Genomic DNA, 19569 nt, shown 5'->3' with positions numbered 1-19569 from the left:
AGATCTCTTAAAAGCTTTTTTATTGTTACTGCAGCAAAAGCTTCAGGTTAATACCAAAGTTGGTAAAGGCCGTATTGAAGGTTTGCGAAGTATACGGTTTAGTGATGTTACTATCGTAAAACAAGTTGAGGTTAAACCGCTGATTGATCACATAATCGATAGACGGACGCAGCGTTATGTTTTGTGCACCCGACGATATTTCGGCCGATTCTACATCGGCACGGTAAATCAATATTTTGTTATCGCGTACAGCCACATCGAATTTAAAGTTCACCTCATTATTGGTACGAATGCGTGGCAACAGGCCAAACGGCATCCTGAAATTACGGGTACGGTAACCAAAGCCCAGCACAATAATATTTTCGTTTTGCTGCGCCAGCTGGCTGTTCAGCAAGCTCAGGCTCATGGCGCGGCTTTTACGGTACTCGGCGTTTACCGTCATGCTGTTTTTAAAGCGCATATCCATACCTATCAGCGGCACAAACTGCTCAAACAAGCTCACTTGCGAAAACTGGTAAAACGGCAGAAAGTCCTGGTTCACATCGCGCTCGCTGCTGGCCCCGTTCACTTCCTTATAGCGTATAAGCGAGCTATAGCTGTTCACATTATATGTAGAACGATAGCCATGCCGTAAGTCAAACGACTCAAATATATCATTCAGTAAAGGGATACGGCTTAAACCGTTGTAAGTTAACTGCCAGTTTGGAATAGGAATCTGCGGGAAGCTGTTAAGGCTCACTTTCTGAGCGCTCTTGCCAGAGTATGCTGCCAGAAACGATGACACCAACACATCCTGCTGATTTGGGCCGTAACCATCACGGTAACCATTGGCTCCGGCACCTGCCGAGTTAGGATTTTGCTGCCCCAAACGTTGTGAAACTATACCACGATTGCTGAGCATGGTTTGGAAGGTACTCGAAAAGTTTTCGATGCCAGCTGCCTTCTCAAATGCCGTTTTGATGGACATATAGGATACGCTATAGCTACCTGACGTAACCGGGCTTAAACTCTCAAAGCTTTGCGCAGCTTCGTTATATTTAAAGTTGGTTTGAAAATTACGATCCTGCGTACGGAAAGCGGTTAGCTCAATACGCAAATCACGGATTGGCTCGATGATGCCCCGCAGGTGAATATCTTCGTTCAGTGTGGTAGAATATAACTGATTTTGCAAGCTGTCCCTGCTTAACCAACCGTTGGCTGCTGCTTTGTAGCGTATATCGGCTTGGCTGCCCAGCAAAAATCCTAAGCCCGGCGCGTTGTAGCTAAAATCCTGCCCGGCAAAATTGGTTTGCGGTAAATAGCCCGGTAAAAAAGTACCCTCGCTGCGGGTATAAGTACCACTCAGGTTTTTAATACTGGTTAACAAGCTTACCAAAAACTTACTGCCACTGCTCTGACCCTGATCGGTACCCCGGTTACTGAATTTACGGAGGTAAGCAAACTTATTATACAGCGATGTTAGGTTAAGCGTTGGGTTAAGCTGTATTGAACGTGAGTTTTGAATAGTATTACCTACATCATATCCCGGATCATCAATAGCAAATTTAGGCTCGGTTTGCCAGTTGAAGTGCGTGCTGTAGCGTGCTACCATGCTGGCCCAATCCAATCCCGGAATTTTATTGAGCGGTACGTTATAGTTAAAATTAAGCGTGTGATTGTAATTGGTAGTACGGCCCAAACGTTTCAGGTTGTTCCAAAGGGTATCACGTTTCAGCCCGTTAACGCGGCCGGCCGGCTCGTCAACCACCGAAAGATTGGTGGCATCAATATCCATTTGTAAGGATTTGGTGAGGTTCCAGCCAATACCATAAACACGTGTAATGTTAAAGTTTTTGTTGAACGTGGTATTACCGGATAATAGCGGAATAGCATTATTCGGATCGTTATTATCACGCAAAGTATTTTCTGAATAAAACCTGTCAAAGCTGATCAGGAAATTCAGTCTTGATGGTAACACACTAAAGTTAATATCCCTGAATAACGCCAGCATATTGCTTTTGATCACCTTATCTAACGGCGTGTAAAAGCGGGTGTTTTGGCTGTTATAGTTGTAGGCCAACGCTACTTTGTATATTTTCTGGTAATCGTTCTGGGTAATAAAATCATGGTGCTCATACTCTGAGTAAGCGTAGGTACCGGTAAAGTTTTCTACATCCCAGATGTGGGTTGGCTCCGCCGGGTTAGTACGGGCTTTATGCACATTAGTAAAGTTGATGCTTTTGCGCATGGTATAGTCCTGCGATACCTCTTTTATAGCCTTACGCTCTTCATCGTTTTTGGCAGCTTTTAAGCTTTCTTTCAATTCCACATCGGGCATGCGCGGGTCAAACTGCGGCGTAGCTACCTGCGATGATACGTTTACATACATCGGTATGTGCATGCCGCTTTTCTCCGGGAATAGCTTACCCAGTTCCATACTGGCCGCAATATCATAAGTTTGGTTATCGCTGCGGCTGCGCTCGCTCACCCGCTGGTCAATATAACCAAAGCCTACAGTAGTTTTACTGCCGGCAACGGTAACATCGGCAAAGTCGGCCAGGCGGGCATTTAAACGGGCAGTTGCGGCCCAGCCACCACGCTGGTCAAAATCGGTAAGGCGCAATTCATTAAACCATACTGTACCCGATTTATCAAAACCGCCGGTAGCCTTGTAAGGGTTACGCACACCCAGCATAATGGTACGCAAACGGCTTAAATCCGGCTGGCCTTTAATAGTTACCTTGTTATTACCATCAACTAAAGTGTATGGCTTATCAACCGGCCAGCCTGCGCTGTTACGGGCCAGCTTGGCACGGGTTAGTAATTCCAGCTCCATATCAAGCGCGTTCGCTTCGGGCCATATCGAATTAGGATCGGTACTGCCGGGGCGGGTAATTTTAAGCGGAATTTCGTATTCGTAGTAGTTATCCTGATAATCGGCACCTAAACGGATAAAGGCACTCATGTCATTATCCGTTAGCTGTTCGCCTTCGGCATGGATAAACATTTGTATGCGTTTGTATGAACGCAAATCATTATAAAAGGTACGGTATGCGGCTCTTGAATAACCGGTACGCAGGTTTTTCACAATTACGGCCAACGATTGCTCGTTTAACCGCGTATCGGTACGCAGGTTGTTATAATCGCGCTGGCGCTCTATGCCCGGCGGCACAACATAAGGAATAGGCGAGCGGTTACCGTTAGCCTCTACGTTTACCGTCTGTACATCTAAGGTAGAGTTATCAAGCGGGGCATTTACCAGTGCACTATCCGTAATTACTTTGCTGGTATTATTTTCGGCATTGTAGCTGCGCCACTCGCCTCTTACCAGTTGCAGGGTACCTAACCTTACTATGGAGGTATCAGCAAAGTTGGTCATGAACATGCGGATATAGCGAATGGCTTTAAAATCCTGTATGTTGCCTACTTTAGATTGATAACCTACAATAGGTACTCTGAACTGATACCAGTTAACCGATTGGCTGGTACCATCAGCCATTTTAACTTGCGCAGTTACCTTATCGCTGATGAAATTCTGGCCTACCACCATATCCTGCGGACGAACAGATACTTTGTACTGGAAATACTCATCAGCCTGGCTCATGCTGTTATCGCGGTTCAGATCCTCGCCATCGGGTAAGGAAGTAGAGGCGGATGTAGATATACCTAATTCGGCTTGTGATTGTGCTGCCGTTTTAGAGTTGCCTTCAGTACCATTGTAATGGCTGTAGCGTTGTAAAATACCGGTACGTGCCTGGTCCAACAGCGGCCCCTGGTAGTACTGGTAGTTATCTGAAGAAGGGTCGGTGGCCAGGGCAGCGGCAGCCTGCGGATTCAACTGCGCACGCATTTGCTGTACAAAGCCCGAAAACTTAGTTTGCTCACCCTGGTCGTTCATGCCATCCAAACCTACGTCTTGCAGGCGGCGTGCATCCGGGTTGTTATCAAAGGCATTGATAACCGGCTGCAATTTAGGCACGCGGCCCCAGGCGGTCTCATCGGTTTTGGTAGCATCGCCATCTGCCGGCAAACCGTTTTCAACCGAACGGCGACCATCCTTCAAAATATCTTCAGATACACTGCCTAAGTTAAGGTACATATCGCCCCCCTGCGCATTAGGTTTATAAATGAATGGATCCATCATCCAAAACTCAATGTACTGCACGTTGAGCGATTCAAAATCGTTGGTTTCGAGCTTGCGGAAAATACCGCCCCAGCGCGAGCGAGGGTTTTGCAGCGTACCATCATTATTTACGCCGGCGGTACTATAGTTATACTGACCACGCACATTTGGATAAAAAGCCAGATCGAGCGTTGGTAAAATCAAAGGCTGACCGGTAACCGACTGACGGTACGGAAACACCTCGGTTTCCAGCACCTGGCGCACGTAATGGTTTGACAGATCATTACGATTTAAGCCAAAGGTTGAGGTAGAGGTGTAAAATATCGGGTCGATGTTGTAAAATGCAAGTCGGGCGCGGTTGTAGCCATAGCTCAGGTCATTAAGCAACCGTGATTCTGAAAACAACTGAGGCGTACCCGATATCTGCCAGCCCAGCGCGCTTTTTAAATCGATAACCGATTGGCTGCCTTCAAAATCATCTAAATAAGATGTTCCTTTTTTAGAACCGGCAAAATTGAGGGCACTTGGCGATCCGGGTATCAGGCGGGCAATCTCGCCGTTAAAATTTACAAAGGATGGCGCTTTGGTATTAATGAATGGCAGCTTATCGACCATACGCGTTAAAAAGCGCGACTCTGAGCTATAATTAGCATCCAGGCCCATAATGGTGTTCGATACTGATTCTTCGCCTATTACCTGCTTTTGGGTAAGCGGCTGTTCGCTCAGGTGCATAACAGTTGCACCTAAAGCCAGCTTGTTACTGGCGCGATAATCAAACCGGGAGCCGTACAGTGATTTTTGCTGGATACCGAAAAGCTCGTTGTTCTCGATATTCACCGTAATGGGCTGCCCCGATTGCAACAAGGAGCTATTGAGTAAACGAATACGACCAATGTTGTAATCAACCGTATAATCGGTACCCTCTTGTAAGCGCAAGCCACCGGCATTTACTGCCACGGAGCCCTGCGGAATATTTACTGCATTTAACTGGAACTCCGAACCCGACTGGGATGAGTAGGTACCTTTAATGAGGTAGCGGTTGAGTTGCGGAAAATATTGCTGTGCAATGGTGCGGGTAGAGTCGTATAAGGGCTGGAATACATAACGCCGGGCCAGGTCCTGCTCTCCGGCAGTAAAGCGCCGGGCCAGATCGCTACCAAAAGGTTCAACTACCGGGAAAATGATACGCCCGTTCTGTGAATCAATGGTAACACCTTCCAGAAAGTCGAAATAACCATCGCCCTCGGGCAGGCGGTCGTTTTGCTGGTTCAGGGTATCCAGCTGGGTTAACTGCAGCCAGCGTTTACCTTTTATGTTTGCACCTTCGTCAATAGTTTGCTTCTCTACGTTTGATTTGTCATCCAAACGTGATATGGTTAATCTGAAATTCACTGGACTTACCTGATAGGCGCCTAAGGAGTAGATGTTTTTCATCATCAGATCCCAGGTTGGCAGGTTGGTTTTCAGTATCTCGTTCTTGAGGAGTTTTACATATAATGAACGCGGATTAGCCGGATCAACCGGTAAATCATTAGAAAACTCACCTACCTGGTATTCGCGCCCGTTGTAAGTATAACGGAAAGCTACGGCCAGTACCTCGTCATTATTCAAAGGATAATTTAATGAGATATAGCCCAGCTGCGGGTTTAAGGTAAACTCCCGACTGGTAAGTTTGCGGGCATAAGGCAGCTTGGCATAGTTATCCGTATTGCCTGCTCCCTGAAAAAAGTTTGCCAGATCGTTGCTGTTGGTTAAACGCGCCCCGGTAGGCAGGTTTTGCAGCAAAGAGTTAGACTGTTGGGTAAACCCAGGCCCCTGAAAACCTGCAGGCAAGGCTGAAAAACCTGCACCGCCCTGTACACGTGTTGTATTGTACGGACGGTTTTCTCCCAAATCCAATAACGCCACAATGTCGCGCGAATCGGTTGTGGTATTGGTACGGTTGGTAGTCCACACCTCCACTTTGGTAATGGTTACGTTAGTGCTGAGCAGAGGCCGGTTGCGCAGGGCTCGGCTGTAATTATCCCTGAAAAACTGGGCCAAAAAATAGTGGCGGTTGGCCTCATAATCGGTAGGTTGCAGCCTGAACTCGCCCTGCTGGGTACCATTGGTGATGGTAATGGTTTTAGATTGCGAACGCTGCTGCGAGAAAATACTGGTTACATCCAGCCGGCCAAACTTCAATTTGGTTTTTACACCGAATAAAGCCTGGCTACCCCGAATTAACTGTGTATTGAGCGGCATACTTACCGTACCAGCCTCTATCTTCTGGATAATCTCGTCGGGCCGGCCGGTATAATCCAGTTTTATTTGGTTCTCGAACTGAAACTGGGCATCTGTATTGTAATTGGTAGCAATCTTCAGCTTATCGCCAATGCTACCCGTCAGGTTCATTTGTATGCGCTGGTCAAAATTAAAGTTGAACTGCTTACGCTGACGGGTGTTGAAAAGCGGGTTTTGATTGCTGTTTACCTGACCGGCAAAAATCAGCTGCGCCGATCCCTGCGGCCTGATGTCGATATTCGGACTGCCGAAGATCTGTTCGAACGTACGGCTCCGGATTTTAATTTGCGGCACAAAGCCCGGCTGTTGCGATTGGTAAGCATAATTATCCGTCAACTGCCTGAAATAATCACGCTGGTTTTGCTGCTGCGATAACTGCAGGTATTCCTGAAAAGTCAGATAGCGGGGCGCCCGGTACATTAAGTTACCCACTTTTTCGATAAGCACATACCGGTTGGTGGCCGCATCATATTCTATAACACGAACCAGGTTAGGCGGATCAGTATCTAAAATACCTTCCCTTAGCCTACGGTTCTTAGACTTCTGATTTTTGTAGGGAACTGTAATTTTTAATGAATCAGCCCTACCGCTTGCCGGCCGCTTTTGGGCATACAGGTTATTAAAACCACCCAAGGCAGCACACAGCAAGATTACCCCAATTATTCTTGACGTAAATTTTCTAACCAATCGTACAGTTTAATTTATTAGCTATAATTATAAGCTTTTTAAAGCATGTTTTATCAGTTGCTCTACGGTTAAGTTATCGGCTGTTTTCTTCATTTCCTGGTCAATCACCTTCTCGGCTGCATTGCGTGCAAAACCAAGCATTACCAGGGCCGAAAGCGCCTCTTCTTTAACCGTATTGTTGGCCGGCATCGTAATTAAAGTATCCGGTCCTTCTTTGCGCAGTTTATCCTGCAGTTCAAGTATCACCCGCTGGGCCGATTTAGGGCCAATGCCTTTTATTCGCTGTATCTGTGTAACATTACCTTGTACTATAGCCGCCTGAACTTCTTCAGGCGTGATAGACGACAGCATCATGCGGCCGGTATTGGGCCCAATACCCGATACAGATATCAGGTGCAGAAACAGTCGTTTTTCACCTTCGTCGGCAAAGCCGTACAGCGTATGGGCATCTTCCTTAACGTGCAGCCAAACATACAGGCGGCACCGCTCGGCATCACCCAGTTTTGAGAATGTGTTTAATGATATGTTGATCTGGTAACCTATGCCACCAGCTTCAATTATTACATAAGCCGGGCTTTTAAACACCAGTTTTCCATCAATATAAGCGTACATGTAGTTTTAGTTTATTTAATAGCATCACTAAATCCTTCCGCGCAGTTTCACATATCTCTTAGCAAGGCGGGTAAGGTTCAGTTAAAATGGTTACTTAAATAAAATCCTCCCCTACCTTAAGTTTTCTTCAACTTGTGGCAAAGAAGGATTTTATACGAAATTTAATTCTTGAGGTTATATATTAAGGGCTTTTTTTAAAAAACCGTTTAAATACCCGGTTGTATACCTACAGCATCTTGTTCTTTTTGCTGTGCGTCAACTACGGCAATGGTAATCATGTTTACAATCTCGCGCACGGAACTGCCCAGCTGCAACACGTGAACCGGTTTTTTCATACCCAGCAAAATAGGACCAACCGCCTCGGCGCCACCTACTTCCTGCAGTAACTTGTAAGCAATGTTACCCGATTCCAGGTTAGGAAAAATCAGTGTATTGGCTGGCTTACCGTTCAGGGTAGAGAATGGGAAATTATCGGCCAACAGATCTCGGTTCATGGCAAAGTTGGCCTGCATCTCACCGTCAATAATCATATCGGGGTACAACTGGTGCAGAATGCTAACCGCCTGACGCGTTTTTTCGGGCACCTCCCCTTCATTTGAGCCAAAGTTGGAGTAAGACAACATGGCAATACGCGGCGTTACATTGAACTGCTTAACAGAGCGCTCCACCAACAAGGTAATGTCTACCAGATCCTGTGCTGTTGGGTTTACGTTCACGGTGGTGTCAGCAAAAAACAACGGACCTTTTTTGGTAATCATCAGGTACATACCGGCTACTTTAGGCACGCCCGGCTCCGTACCAATAATTTGCAGGGCAGGTTTAATGGTACTAACGTAGTTTTTAGTCAGGCCGGAAATGAGCGCATCGGCTTCTCCAAAATGTACCATGCAGGCACCATAATAGTTACGGTCGCGCATCAGCTTTTTGGCCTCATATGGTGTTATACCTCTGCGCTGGCGCTTTTGGTACAGGTAGTCGGCATACTCATCAATGCGTTCTGTATCGTAGTTAGGATCAATAATTTGAACCTCGCCCAGTTCCAGATTATTTTCGCTGATAATTTGCTTGATCTTTTCTTTATCACCCAGCAGGATCGGAATGGCAAAACCTTCATCCTTTACAATCTGGGCAGAGCGTAATATCTTGTAGTTATCTGCCTCGGCAAACACAACACGTTTAGGTGCCTGCTTGGCCTTGCCGGTTAAAGAGCGCATTAAACGATCATCCGAACCGATACGCATATGCAGTTCTTCGGCATAAGCATCCCAATCGGTAATTTCTTTCCGTGCAACCCCCGACTCGATAGCCGCTTTGGCCACCGCTATGGATACCTCGGTGATAAGGCGCTGATCCATAGGCTTAGGGATGATATAATCTTTACCGAACTTTAAGTTTTTGGTATTATAAGCCAGGTTTACTGCCTCAGGTACCGGCTTTTTAGCCAGCTCGGCAATAGCCTGGGTGGCTGCCACCTTCATTTCTTCGTTAATGGCAGTAGCACGTACATCCAATGCACCTCTGAAAATGTACGGAAAGCCTAATACGTTATTTACTTGGTTAGGATAGTCGGAACGGCCGGTAGCCATAATAATATCCTCGCGGGCAGCTATCGCTATATCATAAGACACCTCTGGCGTAGGGTTGGCCATGGCAAACACAATTGGGTTTGGTGCCATGCTGCGTAACATATCGGCATCAACCAGGTTACCTGCCGATAGGCCAATAAATACATCGGCATCCCGCATGGCATCAGCCAGCGTGGTAATATCTTTACGATCGGTAGCAAATGCCAACCGGATCTCATCCAGATCGGTACGCTCCGGTGTAATCAAACCACCGATATCGAACATCACGATGTTCTCTCTTTTTACACCGAGGTTTAAATATATTTTGGTACAGGAAACGGCAGCAGCACCTGCACCGTTTACCACCATTTTAATTTCGTCGAGCTTTTTGCCCTGAATTTCGCAAGCATTCATTAACGCCGCGCCCGAAATGATTGCCGTGCCGTGCTGGTCGTCGTGCATTACGGGAATGTTCATTTCTGCTTTTAAACGCCGCTCAATCTCAAAACAGGTTGGTGCCGATATATCCTCAAGGTTAACACCGCCAAAGGTGGGTTCCATGGCTTTTACGATGTTCACAAACTCATCCACATTCGTGGTATTAAGCTCTAAATCGAACACATCAATATCTGCGTAAATTTTAAACAGCAAACCTTTACCTTCCATTACCGGCTTGCTGGCCTCGGGGCCGATATTACCTAAGCCTAATACTGCCGTACCGTTACTGATTACCGCAACCAAATTACCCTTGGCCGTATACTTATATACATCATCAGTATTGTTGGCAATTTCCATACAGGGCTCGGCCACACCCGGCGAGTAGGCCATGGTTAAATCGCGCTGCGAATTGGTTGGTTTTGTGGGTATAACCTGAATTTTTCCGGGACGGCCTTTTGAATGGTAGTTAAGCGCATCCTGTTTACGATTGGTATTATTCATCTTCTCAAGTTCAAGCAGGCAAAATTACAATTCTTTTTAAACTGCTACTATAAAGCCTGATTTTAAATAGGATAAAATAAAAAAGCAGCTCATGACGAGCTGCTTTTCAAATTACCGGGATATAAAAAATTTTAGTTGGCCATAACTGCGCTGTTATCAGCGGCAGTACGGTTGTATGTTATATAATCTTTATTGCTGCTCTGTTTGGTTTTACCAACCGACAAGTTGCCGGCACTTACTTTTAAACGCTGCCCGGGCATAGCCTTGCTGTTGCGCAAATGGTTCCAGTCTTTCAAATCCTGAATTTCGACACCGTATCTATCAGCAATGCCCGATAAGGTTTCGCCGCGTTTTACGGTGTGGAATGACGGCAGCTTAGGCGCTGCAGCGGCCGACTGATCGTCTGGCAGAGCAGCGTATACCGGTTGTGCATTTCTTACGGTTGCTGCATCTGAATTTAAAGCATCGTACAAAGTACTGTACTGCGCTTTTTCCAGCTGCGGGATAACCATACGGCGAGGTGCCGATGGCGTACCGTTTACAATACGCTTGGTATATGCCGGGTTAAGCAGTGCCAGTTCATTAGCATCTATATCCAGCACGCGGGCAATGTTATTAATCGAAACAAACTTGTTTACCAGCACGGTGTCTGTTTTCAGTTTCATATTGCAGGCCTGTGGCATAATGCCATGCTCATTATAATAGTTCATTACATAAGCAGTAGCAATATAAGCCGGCACATAACCGCGGGTTTCTACAGGCAGATACTCACGTATTGACCAGAAATCGGTAGCATTAGCCTGTTGCATGGCACGCTCTACATTGCCTTTACCACAGTTGTAAGAAGCAATGGCCAGCAGCCAGTCGCCAAACTCCTGGTAAGCATCTTTTAAATAGGCAGCAGCTGCATAGCTGGCCTGGATAGGATCGCGGCGCTCATCTACATAGTTATTGATATTTAAGCCGTAAAGCTTAGCCGTTGAGTACATAAACTGCCACGGACCGGCTGCGCCTACACGCGAAATAGCATTCGGGTTTAAAGCCGACTCAACGATAGATAAAAACTTGATTTCTTCCGGAACCCCCGCGTCGCGGAAAGCTTTTTCATAAATAGGGAAGTAGTATTTAGACAAGCCCATAATGCGCGCCATTTCGGCACGGCGGTTTGGGGATGTATAAGAATTTATGAATGACTGAACGTACTCATTATAATCCAGCTGCACGTCTTTTTGAATAGAATCCAACCGAATTTTAAACGTTGAATTTTCGTATGCATTTTGCTGCAGCTGTTTGGCTACCGCTACAGGCATTGCATTGTGCCGGTACCCTTGCAGGAAATTAATATTTTGGCCCGGATTTTGTTCATCAATAGTAGTATCAGCGATGGGACCCTGTGCAAATACCGTTTTGCCAAATTGCGACGAGATAAGGAAGGCAACAATGGTAAATAGTTTCTTCATTATTTAGGGGTTTAAAGAATTCTCTTCTTTTACGATTTCCGTAAACACTAAGTTATTAACTTTTAAATAATTTTTGGAAATATTTCGAAAATTTTAACAAATCGGCCTCTGCGAAGCTTTTTGTCAAGAGTTGAATACCTAACGGCAAACCTTCACTATTGTTTTGCACCGGCAAAGATATGCCCGGAATTCCGGCCAATGAAGCCTGTACAGTATATATATCTTCCAGGTAGGTAACTACGGGATCTTTTTCCTGCCGTCCTATTTTGAAGGCAGGCTCAGGGGCAGTAGGTGTCAGGATAAAATCGTACTGCTGCAAAATTTCATCCGTACGCTGCTTAATTAAGCGCCTAACTTTTTGTGCCTTGGCATAGTAGGCATCGTAATAGCCGGCACTTAGTACAAATGTACCCAGCATTATGCGCCTTTTCACTTCCTTACCAAAACCTTCTGACCGCGAACGTTTATATGTGCTTTGCAAATCAACCGCAGCCGGGCTACGATAGCCGTAATGCACGCCATCGTACCGCGAAAGATTGGATGACGCCTCGGCCATGGTAAGTACATAGTAAGTAGGCACCACATAGTCCAGGTACTCGAAAGATACCGGCTCCACCACATGGCCATCAGCTTTTAACTTTTCTATAGACTGCAATAGCACCGCCTTGATTTCTGCATCAAGTCCGGGGCTATCAAGCGCTTCTTTTATATAAGCTATTTTTTTAGTACCCGGCTCCTGCGACAGGCTGCTGCTATAAGCCGGAACAGGTACGCGTGCCAATGTACCATCGTACTCATCAGCGCCGGCCATCACCTCCAGCAGTAGAGCTGCGTCTTCAACCGAGTTGGTGATGGGGCCAACCTGATCAAACGATGAGGCATAAGCAATGATACCATGACGGGATATACGGCCATAGGTTGGTTTTAAACCAACTACGCCGCAAAATGCAGCGGGTTGCCTTACTGAGCCGCCGGTATCGGTACCGATAGCTGCATGGCACATCCCTGCCTGCACCGCCACAGCCGAGCCGCCTGATGAACCACCTGAAACGCGGGTTTCATCGGCCATGTTTTTTACCGGGCCATAGTATGAACTTTCATTTGATGCCCCCATGGCAAATTCATCACAGTTGCAGCGGCCGATAATGATAGCATCTTCTGCAAGCAAGCGCTCTACAACGGTAGATGAATAAATGGATGTAAAATTATCGAGGATTTTGGATGAGGCACTAACCTTGTGGCCTTTGTAGCAGATATTATCTTTTATGGCAATTACCATACCCGCCAGTTTGCCGGCAGGTTCGCCAGCTTTTAAACGGATATCAAGGTCTGTAGCTTTTTGCAGCGCTTCGTCGGCAAATACTTCGTTCAAAGCATTCAGGTGAGCAAATTGCTCAGCTTTTTGCAGATAGCTTTTCACCAGGGCTTCAACCGTCAGGCTTCCGTTGCGCAGGTCTTCCTGTATATCAGTTAAAGTTGCATAGCATCTCATCATAGAGTGCTAAAATAAAAAAACTTATCACTTGATAATAACAATTACCAAATGATAAGTTTAAAATGCAAAAGATAAAAGCAAATCTATCCGGTTACGGATGCACGTTTGTTTTCTCTTCTCTCGTTTCTTTATTATTCGATGCGTCTTTAAATTCTTTAACGCCCTGGCCTAAACCTTTCATTAGTTCAGGAATTTTGCGCCCTCCGAATAAAATTAAAATCGCAACGATAATCAGAATAATTTCTGGTGCTCCTAATCCCATGATTGCTTGAATTTATATAAATTAATATTCTTTCTTTTCTGTTATAACCGGTTCAGTAGCCGGCGTGGTATCCACTACGGGTGCTGATGCAACATCTGTTTGCGTACTGGCTATATATTCATTACGTACTGCAGGCTCTGACGGTTTTTCATCAAAGCTATTTATTTGATTATGTATCTCGCGCTTAACCCCGTCTGATGCATCTTTAAATTCACGAATGCCTTTACCCAGGCCGCGCGCCAACTCAGGCAGCTTGTTACCGCCAAACAGCAGTAAGGCTACAAAAAGTATTAAAATAAGCTCGGGCGTACCGATGTTCAGGAACAACAAAACCGCACTGTGCATATGTAATTAGTTTATAAGGTACAAATATATACAATTATAACTGCATAAAGTTCAAACTATTGCGCAGCTAACCAGCTTTTTGGATTTATGACATTTTTTCCACGGTAAAGCTCAAAGTGCACAGAAGGCTCGCCAGTTGTAGGATCAGTTGCCACAGTACCAATAGTTTGGCGGGTACTTACTTTTTGCCCTGCACTCACGCTTACCGAACGCAGATTGAAGTAACCTGTAAAGTACTCACCGTGGCGTATTACCACCAGGTAGCTGCCGCTTACATCATTAACACTGGCTACAGTACCTTCAAATACGGCTCTTACAGCGGCACCGCCACTGGTACGGATATCAATACCACGATTATCGTTCTTAATACCTTCCTGCATGTAGATACCAAAATCGAGCGTAACAAAACCGTTGCTTACCGGCCATGGCAGCCGGCCCTTATTACCCAAAAAGTCGTTTGATAATTTAGCAGCTTCCGGCGTAGCCGACAGCACCTGCGAATCTGATGAACGGGCGATAGCTTTTGGTTTAGCGGCAGCAGCCACCTCGCTTGCCGATTTATTTTCGGCACGGGCCTGTGCGGCAGCCTGCGCGGCGGCACGGGCGGCAGCAGCACGGGCCTCTGCTTCGGCCTTACGGCGCGCTTCTTCAATTTCACGTCTGATAGCAGAAGCGATCTGACGGTTTGCAAGCGCTATACGATTGCGTACTTCGCGTTGTTGCTTACGCAACGTACCGGCTTGCTGCGATAAACTTTGCGCTACCTGATCTTGCTCGCTTTTTTGCTTGCCTAAGGTTTCTTTCTCCTTTTCCTGCTCCTGCAGTAAACTGCTCTTTTCTTTTTTGGTACGGTCGAGCTGATTGATCTTCACGTGCAGGTCTTGCTGCGTGCCCTGTATGGATGCGGCCTGACGCTCACGGTAGGTGCCAAACTGATGTAAGTACTTTAAACGTTTGTAAGCCTGGTTAAAATCTTTGGATGCAAATACAAACATCAGCTTATTGTAGGCACTTTGATTGTGGTAAGCAAACACAATCATGGCGGCATACTCTTTTTTAAGCTGATTAAGCTGGCCTTGCAGCGTGCGTACGGTGTGGCTGTTTTCGGTAATCTGGTTATCCAGCCCCCTGATCTCGGAGTTTACGGTGCTGATCTTCTCTTCGCGCAGGCTAATCTGCTCTTTGAGCAGGTTAAGCTGTTTGAGTGTTGATTTTTTATTTTTTAACGTTTCCTGATACTCACGATTCAGGTTTTCCAGCTCGGCAGTAAGCTCTGCGCGGCGGCGTTTAAGTTCAGAACTGCTTTGCGCCTTTACGGCCAGCGTTCCGAAAGCAAAAATTAAAAACAGTACAACAACTCTTACAAATTTCATCAGTTCCAAAAATAGGCTTTTTAATTGGCTGGTGAAAATCTGTCGGGGATACTAAATGGAAATTCCAGTGGCTGGTTAAACTCGGCTTTATTGTAATGTAGATCGGCCTGTATATTTTTTTGCTTTACCGCCGATGCGATGTTGATTTGGGAAGGAATCACCTTGCCGTCGGCCTGTATAAATTCGCTGTTGGTAACCTGTAACGATTGGGCAGCGCTTTGATTAGCCAAACTGGTTTGTGTAACTTTCAGATCGGCCCCGATAAGCAGCGAATAAACTATGCCCTGCAAACTGCCTTTAACACTCACGCCCCCGTTTGCACCCTCCTGGTAGATTGCTGCCGGCGTTAATAAATCTGGAATCACATTACCAATAAGCAGCGACTCCACTGTTTTGTAGTTTACCTGCTGGCCGGCATAAGTGTGTATGTAGCTAAATGGTTTCTTTATATAAACGCCTTGTAAGCGGTTTATCACCATTATGCTATCAGGTGTTATCAGCGCGCGGGCTACTTCCACACCCAGCAGGGCCGTAATAGAAACCCATATTTTCTGATCGTGCTGGATACGGATATTCAGTGTCACATCATTTGTTTTGCCATCAATATTCAGCTTGGTTTTGGCTTTACCCGAAAAGGTGTTGAAGCTAACCTGCTTGCCTTGTATGGCTTGTATTTTTGACAGCTTGCCGGCATCGGCATTGTTTGTTGTATTTACTGGTGTACGTGCCACTACTTGTTTCTTAGTTTTACAGCCTGCTGCTACTACTAAACATACTACCAGCAGTTTACTCAATATATTTCTTCTCATTTATTTTACGGTCTAATACCGGCGATTGTGCGCCGTTTTGCTTTGCCTTTTTCCAGTTTTGTACAGCAGCTTCGGTATCACCTAAGTAAAACATAATGTCGCCGTAATGCTCGGTTTGCACAGCGCTCTGTTTCTTATCATGCTGCAGGGCTTTTTCCATCCACAATCTCGCATCGCTGTACTTTTTTTGCCTAAACAATATCCAGGCATAGGTATCTTCAAACGATGGCGTGTTGGGCTGCAACTCATTACTGCGCTTTGACATCCGTGCGGCTTTATCCAGCTGCTCTCCTCTTATTGACAGGTAATAGGCGTAATTGTTTAATGTATAAGCATTATCAGCGTTATAGCTAAGTGCTTTTTCATAAGCAGCATCCGATTTGGTATTGTCTTTCAATTCATGATAAGTATCGCCCAAGGCCGCATTAGCCTGGCCTAACAGTTCTTTATCCTGTGTTTCCAGATCTGCCGCGTTTTTGAGATAAGCTACAGCTTTTTGCGGATCCTTTTTTTGCAGCCAGGCTACACCTACCAGGTAATTCATCCAGGCCTGGTTAGGGAACATAGACAGGGAGTTTTCTCCGTCTTTGATGGCTTCGTTTACCTCATTATCACCTAGCTCCAGGCGCACCAACTGCTCTTGTATAGCGTAAATACCATTGTTTAACTGTATGGCCTTTTTGTAAGCAACTTTGGCTTCTTTGTATTTTTCGCTTTGTAACAGCATATCGCCGTAAACCGCCAGGGCCTTGGCATCGTTAGGGTGGGTATCAGCCAGTATTTTACTCAAAGCGGTAGCGCTGGCTTTGGCATTTGGCTCAGGAAACTTAGGTAAATAGCCCAATACTATGCGCACCTTCTGATCCACATCCAAATCGGTTGCAGCAAAGGCTTTTTCCAGATGGGTAAAGCTGGTTTCATTATCCTTTTTAGCCCGATAACTATCGGCCAGAGCCAATTGCAACATGCCATTCTGCGGACTTACCTTTTCGCCGCGCTGCAATACATGGAGCGCTTTATCGGGAAAGTTGTTGGCATTATACAATTCACCTAACTGCAAATAGAATTTAGTCTCATTAGGATTGGCAACAATAAGGCGCTCCAACTCTTCAGCTACGCCATCAACCTTGCCCTGCCGTAAATATACCCGGCGGCGTGCAGCTACCAAATCTTCGGTAGGGCCGGTAAGCTGCTCCAGTTTGCTATAGGTATTCAGTGCCTCGTCATATCTCTTTTCCAGATATAAGGCGTTTGCTTTATCAAAGTAGTATTCCGGCTTATCCGGATTGATGCGGATTAACTCATCGAAAACATGCTGTAACCGGCCTATGTTATTGGTCTTTTCATAGCTTTCGGCCAGCGATACCCAATACCACTCGTTATCGGGCTTTACGGTAACTGCGCGTTCTAACAGCTGCTGTGCTTCGGCACGCTTGCTTTGTAATTTGAGCAGATTGGCCAGCTCGTACATGGCAGCATCGTTACCGGCATCGGTTTGCAGTACCTTGCTGAACAGCTCCGTTGCCTGTGGCAGGTTCTCAATCGTTTTTTCGCGCAGGGCCGAAAAATAAAGCTGCTGCACCATCAGGCTGTCTACAGACGTAAGTGGTTTCCGGCCCGGCATATTGCTTTGGGCAACGGCAGCGGCCGACAACCAGCATAAACCTAAAAGTGCATGTTTAAATTTCATCTTATCCTATCCCTGTATGTCCGTAACCACCCATCCCTCTGGATGTTTCATTCAAAACTTCTACCTGCTCCCACTCCACTTTTTCATGCCGGGCAACCACCATTTGGGCAATACGATCACCGGTGTTTACCTCAAAAGGCACATCCGAAAAGTTGATAAGCAGTACTTTGATCTCGCCACGATAATCGGCATCTACCGTACCGGGCGAGTTTACAATACCTATACCATGCTTAAACGCCAAACCACTGCGCGGGCGTATCTGCGCTTCATAACCTTCAGGCAGCTCGATATGCAAACCTGTAGGTATTAGCTTGCGCTCCATTGGCTGCAATACGATGGTTGCTTCAACATCGGCGCGCAGGTCCATCCCGGCGGCGTGCAAGGTTTCGTAAGCTGGCAGGTTGTTTTTTGAATTATTGATAATGCGGATAATCATGTTTATTTTTTAAGTATAGCCATTAACTGTTTACGCTCGGCCATAAAAGCAGCGCCGGCAAATAATACCAGAAGCGCGTTACCAATAATCAGGTTCTTTTTAAAAACGCTGAATGATAAAAATACGATTATGACCGAACTAATTATATAGACAAGGTTTTTTTTGACATTGTACGGAATTGGGTAATGTTTTTGCCCCCATACGTATGACATGACCATCATACTAAAGTAGGCCAGAAACGATACCCAGGCCGAAGCCATATAACTGTATTTAGGGATGAACAAAACATTCAGTACAATGGTAACAATAGCCCCGATCCCTGAAATATAAAATCCGTACCGGGTTTGATCGGACAGCTTATACCATATGGAAAGGTTAGTGTAGATGCCCAGACTTACATACCCCAGCAACAAAGGCGGCACCACGCCCAACCCCACCCAATACGACGAATCGCGTACATAATATTTTAGTATTTCGATATTAGCAATTACGCCCACAAACATTACACACATGGTAATGACAAAGTAATCCATAATGCGGGCGTAGGTTGTACCTGCATTTTTATTTTTAGCATGACTAAAAAAGAACGGCTCGGCCCCCATCCTGAATGCCTGATTAAACAAACTCAGGAATATGGAAATACGGGCACAGCCGGAGTAGATACCCACCTCGCGTTCACTAATGGTATCAGGCAGTAGTTTACCTAATAATATTTTATCCAGGTTTTCATTAACGATATAAGATAACCCGGCTACCATTACAGGCCAGCTGTACTTAAGCATATCTGCAAACATCTCCTTATCAAACTTTATGCGCAGTGTTAACAACTCTGGCAGTAACATGAGTAAGGTGATAAAGCTTGCTATCAAATTGGATAAGAATGCATATCCTACCCATCCCGGCACAAACCAGCTACGTAACCAGGCATCCGCAACTAAGTTATTTTTGATGCAGTAGGGTATTAATATGATAAACAGCAAGTTAAGGGTTACGGTAATAATGACGTTGACCAGCTTTATGGCACCATACTTTACCGGCCTGCCATCGGCACGAAGCTTGGCAAACGGAATGGAGCACCAGGCATCCAAAACCAGTATGGCAACAAAGTATTTTACATAGAGCTCAAATTCCTGCTGCGATGTATGCCGACCGATTTTGATTAAACCTGCTATAGTATGGGTAAATGGCATTGTGAACAGCAGAAACACAATGCTTACCATAAAAACTACCCAAAAGCTATTATTGTAAACCTGCCCTTTACTGTCCTGGTACTTGTTCAGGTACCTAAAAAAGGTAGTTTCCATACCAAAAGTAAGCAATGCCTGAAATACAGCGGCATAACTGAACATGGTACTGAAGATACTATACACCTTAGGATTATAAGCATAGGTATACAGCGGGGTTAGTAACGAACTGAGCAGCTTTTGAACAACAGTTGATAAACCGTAGATTGCCGTTTGCCCGGCAAATTTTTTAGCAGTTGACAAAGGATTGTATCGTTAAGGTAAATA

Annotated in this window: 12 protein-coding genes; all 12 read right to left on the bottom strand. The window is 45.6% G+C overall.

Annotated features, from left to right (window positions below; genetic code table 11):
* Positions 1 to 25 precede the first annotated feature (25 nt).
* Positions 26 to 7072 (bottom strand): T9SS outer membrane translocon Sov/SprA, encoded by a 7047-nt coding sequence (gene sov / locus KHS38_RS16795; protein ID WP_213489695.1) that lies wholly within the window; start codon positions 7070 to 7072, stop codon positions 26 to 28.
* 27 nt (positions 7073 to 7099) lie between these two features.
* On the bottom strand, positions 7100 to 7684 hold the full coding sequence (gene ruvA / locus KHS38_RS16790) for a Holliday junction branch migration protein RuvA (RefSeq protein ID WP_213489694.1): 585 nt from the start codon (positions 7682 to 7684) through the stop codon (positions 7100 to 7102).
* A 206-nt stretch (positions 7685 to 7890) separates the two neighbouring features.
* Complete coding sequence (locus tag KHS38_RS16785) at positions 7891 to 10188, bottom strand: NADP-dependent malic enzyme (protein WP_213489693.1); 2298 nt, start codon at positions 10186 to 10188, stop codon at positions 7891 to 7893.
* 131 nt (positions 10189 to 10319) lie between these two features.
* Positions 10320 to 11648, bottom strand: coding sequence for a lytic transglycosylase domain-containing protein (locus KHS38_RS16780; protein WP_213489692.1), 1329 nt, complete (start codon positions 11646 to 11648; stop codon positions 10320 to 10322).
* Between the two features lie 55 nt (positions 11649 to 11703).
* Complete coding sequence (gene gatA, locus KHS38_RS16775; RefSeq protein WP_249665439.1) at positions 11704 to 13143, bottom strand: Asp-tRNA(Asn)/Glu-tRNA(Gln) amidotransferase subunit GatA; 1440 nt, start codon at positions 13141 to 13143, stop codon at positions 11704 to 11706.
* A gap of 91 nt (positions 13144 to 13234) precedes the next feature.
* Positions 13235 to 13405 carry a Sec-independent protein translocase subunit TatA/TatB gene (locus KHS38_RS16770; RefSeq protein WP_213489691.1) on the bottom strand — a complete coding sequence of 57 codons (171 nt, stop codon included), beginning with the start codon at positions 13403 to 13405 and terminating at the stop codon, positions 13235 to 13237.
* Positions 13406 to 13426: 21 nt separating this feature from the next.
* Positions 13427 to 13750, bottom strand: a complete 324-nt coding sequence (locus tag KHS38_RS22385) for a Sec-independent protein translocase subunit TatA/TatB (RefSeq protein ID WP_213489690.1) — start codon at positions 13748 to 13750, stop codon at positions 13427 to 13429.
* 56 nt (positions 13751 to 13806) lie between these two features.
* Entirely contained in the window at positions 13807 to 15123 is a 1317-nt protein-coding gene (locus KHS38_RS16760) for a murein hydrolase activator EnvC family protein (protein WP_213489689.1), read from the bottom strand.
* A gap of 20 nt (positions 15124 to 15143) precedes the next feature.
* Entirely contained in the window at positions 15144 to 15932 is a 789-nt protein-coding gene (gene lolB1 / locus KHS38_RS16755; RefSeq protein ID WP_213489688.1) for a lipoprotein insertase outer membrane protein LolB1, read from the bottom strand.
* Complete coding sequence (locus KHS38_RS16750) at positions 15910 to 17622, bottom strand: tetratricopeptide repeat protein (protein WP_213489687.1); 1713 nt, start codon at positions 17620 to 17622, stop codon at positions 15910 to 15912. Before KHS38_RS16750 ends, lolB1 begins: the two co-directional genes overlap by 23 nt.
* 1 nt (position 17623) lies before the next feature.
* Complete coding sequence (gene dut, locus KHS38_RS16745; RefSeq protein WP_213489686.1) at positions 17624 to 18058, bottom strand: dUTP diphosphatase; 435 nt, start codon at positions 18056 to 18058, stop codon at positions 17624 to 17626.
* Positions 18059 to 18060: 2 nt separating this feature from the next.
* Positions 18061 to 19545: an oligosaccharide flippase family protein gene (locus tag KHS38_RS16740; protein WP_213489685.1), complete on the bottom strand. Its 1485-nt coding sequence runs from the start codon at positions 19543 to 19545 to the stop codon at positions 18061 to 18063.
* Positions 19546 to 19569 lie beyond the last annotated feature (24 nt).

This window comes from Mucilaginibacter sp. Bleaf8 (genome assembly GCF_018390515.1).
Classification (GTDB): domain Bacteria; phylum Bacteroidota; class Bacteroidia; order Sphingobacteriales; family Sphingobacteriaceae; genus Mucilaginibacter.
Note: the sequence above shows the minus strand (reverse complement) of the source record. Positions and strands in the feature narration are given on the sequence as shown.